Source organism: Priestia sp. P5_B4 (assembly GCF_056400385.1).
The window spans coordinates 1-5,182 of sequence record NZ_JBFULJ010000234.1 but is presented as its reverse complement, the minus strand read 5'-3'; the positions used below and the strand labels follow the sequence as shown (position 1 = coordinate 5,182).

The window sequence follows — 5,182 nt, the reverse complement described above, 5'->3', positions numbered from 1 at the left end:
CTTTTGTTTCAGTGGCGGAATTAAGAAGTATATCTGCTGCTGCAATGAAATTGAACCACCTTCAATCTAATATGACCGCCAAAATAAAGAAAAYAGAAAGCTATTATAATCAAGAACTGTTTATTAGAAACTCTAAAGGCGTTAAATTAACCAAGCAAGGAGAAAAATTGTATCACCAATTTAAAAAAATATTGCTTCTTTGGGAAGAAACTGAAAATAAAATGAAAAAACAAGATGAAAAACTCCGTATTGGCACCATGATATCAGTTGGGGGCACTCAATTCTCAAGCGCTTTAAACAAACTTTACAACACCTATCCAGATCTAGCAGTAACACTAAAAACGGGTTCAACCGAATATATCGAAAATCAAATTCTACTTGGACAAATCGATGTAGCTTATACAATTGGATCATTAAACAACCAAAAGATAAAATATAAAAAAGTAGGCGTAGAAGAAATGGTTGTCATTGGTCGCGATATTGATCAACACACGACATTTGATGACTATGTAAGGCAAAAAAATATACTGGTACTTTCAGATAAGTGCTTATACATGACAATATTAGATACTATTTACGCCAGCTTACATATTGAACAAGGTGACATGATCGAAGTTAGCGATCCAGAAACATTAGTACAATTTGCGTTAATGGGCATGGGAATTTCCTTAATATCTAAGCGTATCGCAAACCGTTATAATATCCATAATTTTTTAGAAGTTCCAACACCTTATCGGTACACTGACTTTTATCTCATTTCCCGGCTAAATTATGAATTTACACCYATCGAAAAACAGTTTATTGAATTGAATAACTTCCTTGGGGACACTTTTAGAAGAGTAGAAGTTTAATATTGAGGTTATAGTTTTTTCTGTAACCTTCTTTGTGATTTCTTGGCTATCATTGTTTTTTATATAGGTACAGTGAAAGATTTTTTCGCTTTACATAAAGCGTATTCTTAGCAGCCATTTATAATAAAGAGCAAATCAATGTTTGATTCGCTCTTTATTAATCTTCCCTCATATCCAACGTGTAGAATTCTACAACGTTATCTTCATTATCCTTAAAATACAGCCGCTTCTCTTTTTGCATATTGATATTAACCTCTTCTATAACCTTATGGTCAATACTAGCATCGTTTAATACTTTAATGGCAGAATCAAAGTTCTCTGTTTTTATATGTAAAGCAAAATGGATATGAATACCACCTTGTTCATAACTATCCATACCTAATACTTCCTAAATATTTAACACCATTAATTTCGTTATCGCTCTTTTTATTGTGCTGAAAATCATAAATTAAAATCATACTGTTGAAACCATCAGGCAAATATTCTCCATATTTTTCAACAAAGTTAGGAATTACTACACCATCATACGAACAGCCTTTTAACAGGTGCGAGAGCTTACGCATATCCTGATTTGCATAATGAGCTTCGCTAAAATCTTCGTCAAAGTAATCAACTTTAAAGTCCTTTTCAAATTGTGAGGGTATAGCATCTCCATCTTCCGTATAAGCAACCAACAGATATTTTTCTAGCTCTTCGCTAGTTGAAAACTTACCGATCCATAAAGATACATAACCTATCTGTTCCATACAATCCCTCTTTCCAAAAAACATTTCTTACATTACAATCATTCTTTATACTTTAACTCTACACGAATTAAACATCGATTAGCTCAATTAATCTCATTTTGTTCTTTAAACCAAACGTGTCATCAATAAAAACAAACAGTTCACCTAAAGAATCAACAAACTGAATGAATCCTGTCTTTGTTACGCATTGACTCTTCTTATATTATGTAAAGTGCACTTGCTAATTCATATATAAGGCTTTAACCCTTGCCACTCTAGATGTATAGCTTTAATAATTTTTGATGGAGCAAATTGTTCGCATCATTCGTCTCAACAAAATATTCTAATTGCCATTTTTGTGTTTTCATAGCTTGTTTGCTAGTTGGTTTATCCCATATCGGATACACTCTAATAGCCATTTTACCTTTTGTGGTAGCCGTTTTAAGGATTTTTTGTTTTAAAAGAATCTCTTTTGGAAAAATGAATTGTCCAAATCTATTTGTACTAGTGAAGGTATTAATAACTAATAGATCGGTAGCTTTTCCATACGAAAAGGCTTGGTTTTTATGAGCCGCATCTTTTTCCCAAAAGGATACAAACTGCCCTACCTTATTAGGTGTAGTTTTCGCTACCCTAAATCTTATAGATTTTGAATTTAACTGAAATATACCAGCGCCATAATCTGAGTTCTGAGCTTCTTCTCGAATAGCTTTTATAACGAAGTGATTTGGTTCATAAAAGTTCTCATTTACATAGGTTAACGCCTCATGAAATTCCATTGTTTTTACCCCTTATGTTTATAGCCCTCTCCAATTAATACTAAGTGGTTTGTATTTCTTTCCTCGAAATCGCGTCTAAATATCTTAAATATTCCAAATGATATAGCGAAACTATCCTTGACTTATAACACCTCTTGATCCATTAAGCGTTGCTACCCTCTTAATATAGTTAATGTGCCACATATTAACCTCATTTTTTACTCTTGTTCTCGATCTCTTTGTATTACTGAAATACTTGGAGGTTCAGTTGAAACCACATCAATTATATGATTCAAAGCATGTATTCCATAGTGCTTAAACGGGCCAGAGTGTATATCGTCAGCTATGGTACCAACTTCGATAAAATCTAGATATCTGGACTTTGAATAAACTGCAAAAGCGCCTCCTCTATACATTTCATATTCATCTATTACAGTAAAACTTTCGTTTCTAACAGAGTATGCAATGTACCAATCAAATGTAAGTCGAATTATAGGAAGTGCGTAGTCCACATCAATAGAGGCATACGAAGAAGAAGTGTTTTCTCCTGTTATCTCTTCATCTGCATTTCCACTAATTTTGCAACGTTCAATATCCACTATTAGCGCGTTATCCTCAGGTTCAAATATAGAGTTTAAATAAATACAGCCTTGATATTGAAGCAGTTTAGAGTAATACATAAAGCCCTCCTTTTTTAAACTAAAGCATCGAGTGAGTCCAATAACAAGTAAAAAAGCGTTCATTCTTGGATTACATCTATTCAAAAACCTCTAACTTTAAACGAACAAGCAAAAAAATGACGTGTTATTAGTTCGCGGCAAGATTGTCTAAACTTTAGAAAAGTATAGGCAGAAAGTTAGGATTTATTTTATCTTGAATATGATCTTTCTATGATCCTGCTTTATACGTTTCAAGCGCAGCTCTATTTTTCTATCTAACATTTTATGTGCGATTTGGAAAGTTACACATATGAACAGTAAGATAACAGTAATAATTATAGCGTCTGGCACTTGAAAGCAAAAACATAATATTGCTAAAAGAAAAGATATAGTACAAGTAAAGTTGATTATCCATTTTTTATTTCTATGAGCTTGAAGACTTTTTTCAAGCAGCTGCTTTTGTCCTTCTTCCCTTTTTATATCTTCTGAATTATTGAGTGTAGAGTTCAATGTTATTTCTCCTTAGAAAACTAATTTTATATAATTTATATATTGGCTATCTTTTCCCTTTAAGATGATGGTATAGTTGGGTGTTCTTAAAGAGAAAGCCCAATTTAATCAATCGTTTTGGCAAGGGCATAGGCTTCTTTCACGCTGATTACAACATCCTCCAACAAGCTCATTTTCTCCTCTTCTTCAACGTTTGCATTTAATATAGAAAAAAACAAAGCAAAGAATGCCTTCATGTCGATACATATAATGACTCTGTTTAGTAGCTGCTCATAATCGATCCAAAGAACCTATCAAAAAGAACATTCGTTCTCTATATTATACAAGAACAAACGTTCTCTTTCAATAAAAACTCTAAAGTTTTCCGAATTATTCCTATGAATAACGTCGAATTTATTATTTTATAAAAAAAGAAATACCTTATATACCTAGAGAAAGGTATCGAGATAACGAAAACAAAAAAACATGAGAAAATGTTCTATAAAGCGAAATTTCGGAATGAAATAATCAACAAAATTTGCCATAATAAGTGAAGTAAGGAGGTGTATTATGTTTCGATTGTATGGAGCCTTAATTGGGCTTAGTTTAATTTGGGGTTTATCTTTTGTATTTATGAAGTGGCTGCTTCCCTCAGCTGGAATATGGGGAATTGTATTTTTTCGTTGTTTAGCAGGTGCAATCATCTTGCTCCCGTTTTTATGGTGGAAGCGTAGAAAAGTTAAAGAGAAACTCCCCTGGAAGGCGTTGATTGTTGTTGGTATATTTAACTGTGGTTTAGCCTGGGGATTAATTTCCTTAAGCGAAACTGAGATAAACAGTACGACTGCCTCCATTCTGAATGCGACCACTCCAATCTGGACAGGTCTTATCGGATTTATTCTTTTTTCTTATCGACTTACCGGACGTCAGTGGATCGGTATTCTTATCGGTTTTTTCGGGATACTCGTCCTCATGAATTTTCAATTTGGTCAGATTTTCGGGAAAGGGTTTGTTGGGATTGGAACAATGCTTGTTGCTTGTATCTGCTATGGGCTTGCTGGGCAGTTAACAAAACGGTTTTTGTCTGAGGTGAGCGTACTAACTATAACAACCTTCACCCTACTAACAGGTGCTATCATCGGTTTAGTTGGGATGTTGATTACCGAACCATTTAAATCTGATTTATTGATTCATCCACTTCCGATTCTGGCAATTGTAGGTCTCGGCTGTTTTGGCTCAGGATTGGGTCAGTTAATCTATTTTTATATCAATAAAAATGGTGGCCCTGAATTAGCAGCGACGGTTACTTACCTGATCCCTGCCTCCGCCATGGTATGGGGTTATTTACTACTGGGAGAGACAATTACTCCAAACGTAGTTGTTGGACTACTTATTATCTTTGCTGGCGTTTATCTTTCATCGAGGAAATCAAAAAGCAAAACTCCGCATGTCACTCTTGTTAGCAATAAACAAAATTAAGTAAGTAGATTCTATAATCTGAGTCTTTAAAGTTATCTCCGAGAGAGGAATTAAGAAACTGAAAGACTACAGAATGTGATATATTTCAAATGAAATTCATCATACGTGATGATAAGGCGTAATTCTAGTTGTTCAATCTTGTTTAAAAGGCAGCCCTCTATTTGGCTGCCTTTTTTATTTCAAAGTAGAAAATAATTTTAAAATTCACTGCTCGTTATCCC

At 33.8% G+C, this 5,182-nt stretch carries 8 protein-coding genes; 2 read left to right on the top strand and 6 right to left on the bottom strand.

Annotated features, from left to right (window positions below; all coding sequences use genetic code 11):
- Positions 1 to 851: LysR family transcriptional regulator (locus AC1DRF_RS16270; protein WP_477741151.1), on the top strand; the 851-nt coding region annotated here is incomplete at its 5' end.
- 157 nt (positions 852 to 1,008) lie between these two features.
- On the opposite strand, the gene AC1DRF_RS16265 is transcribed toward AC1DRF_RS16270, so the two are convergent.
- The 6 genes from AC1DRF_RS16265 to AC1DRF_RS16240 all read right to left on the bottom strand — a co-directional run bounded on the left by AC1DRF_RS16265 (position 1,009) and on the right by AC1DRF_RS16240 (position 3,739).
- Positions 1,009 to 1,227: a hypothetical protein gene (locus AC1DRF_RS16265; RefSeq protein WP_377573870.1), complete on the bottom strand. Its 219-nt coding sequence runs from the start codon at positions 1,225 to 1,227 to the stop codon at positions 1,009 to 1,011.
- Positions 1,220 to 1,597, bottom strand: coding sequence for an immunity 22 family protein (locus AC1DRF_RS16260; RefSeq protein ID WP_425203533.1), 378 nt, complete (start codon positions 1,595 to 1,597; stop codon positions 1,220 to 1,222). The genes AC1DRF_RS16265 and AC1DRF_RS16260 overlap by 8 nt, the downstream gene beginning before the upstream one ends.
- 254 nt (positions 1,598 to 1,851) lie before the next feature.
- Positions 1,852 to 2,355 (bottom strand): MepB family protein, encoded by a 504-nt coding sequence (locus AC1DRF_RS16255; RefSeq protein WP_425203532.1) that lies wholly within the window; start codon positions 2,353 to 2,355, stop codon positions 1,852 to 1,854.
- A 197-nt stretch (positions 2,356 to 2,552) separates the two neighbouring features.
- Positions 2,553 to 3,014 (bottom strand): hypothetical protein, encoded by a 462-nt coding sequence (locus AC1DRF_RS16250; RefSeq protein WP_477741150.1) that lies wholly within the window; start codon positions 3,012 to 3,014, stop codon positions 2,553 to 2,555.
- Positions 3,015 to 3,197: 183 nt separating this feature from the next.
- On the bottom strand, positions 3,198 to 3,503 hold the full coding sequence (locus AC1DRF_RS16245) for a hypothetical protein (protein WP_098334209.1): 306 nt from the start codon (positions 3,501 to 3,503) through the stop codon (positions 3,198 to 3,200).
- Positions 3,504 to 3,607: 104 nt separating this feature from the next.
- Complete coding sequence (locus AC1DRF_RS16240; protein ID WP_255256546.1) at positions 3,608 to 3,739, bottom strand: hypothetical protein; 132 nt, start codon at positions 3,737 to 3,739, stop codon at positions 3,608 to 3,610.
- 313 nt (positions 3,740 to 4,052) lie between these two features.
- Between AC1DRF_RS16240 and AC1DRF_RS16235 the strand changes: the two genes are divergently transcribed.
- Positions 4,053 to 4,961 (top strand): DMT family transporter, encoded by a 909-nt coding sequence (locus tag AC1DRF_RS16235; protein WP_340448962.1) that lies wholly within the window; start codon positions 4,053 to 4,055, stop codon positions 4,959 to 4,961.
- Positions 4,962 to 5,182: the final 221 nt, after the last annotated feature.

What these genes read in the sequence shown, in the direction of transcription:
- AC1DRF_RS16265 (WP_377573870.1), bottom strand. Translation starts at nt 1,227, where the DNA reads ATGGATAGTTATGAACAAGGTGGTATTCATATCCATTTTGCTTTACAT.
- AC1DRF_RS16260 (WP_425203533.1), bottom strand. Translation starts at nt 1,597, where the DNA reads ATGGAACAGATAGGTTATGTATCTTTATGGATCGGTAAGTTTTCAACT.
- AC1DRF_RS16255 (WP_425203532.1), bottom strand. Translation starts at nt 2,355, where the DNA reads ATGGAATTTCATGAGGCGTTAACCTATGTAAATGAGAACTTTTATGAA.
- AC1DRF_RS16250 (WP_477741150.1), bottom strand. Translation starts at nt 3,014, where the DNA reads ATGTATTACTCTAAACTGCTTCAATATCAAGGCTGTATTTATTTAAAC.
- AC1DRF_RS16240 (WP_255256546.1), bottom strand. Translation starts at nt 3,739, where the DNA reads ATGAAGGCATTCTTTGCTTTGTTTTTTTCTATATTAAATGCAAACGTT.
- AC1DRF_RS16235 (WP_340448962.1), top strand. Translation starts at nt 4,053, where the DNA reads ATGTTTCGATTGTATGGAGCCTTAATTGGGCTTAGTTTAATTTGGGGT.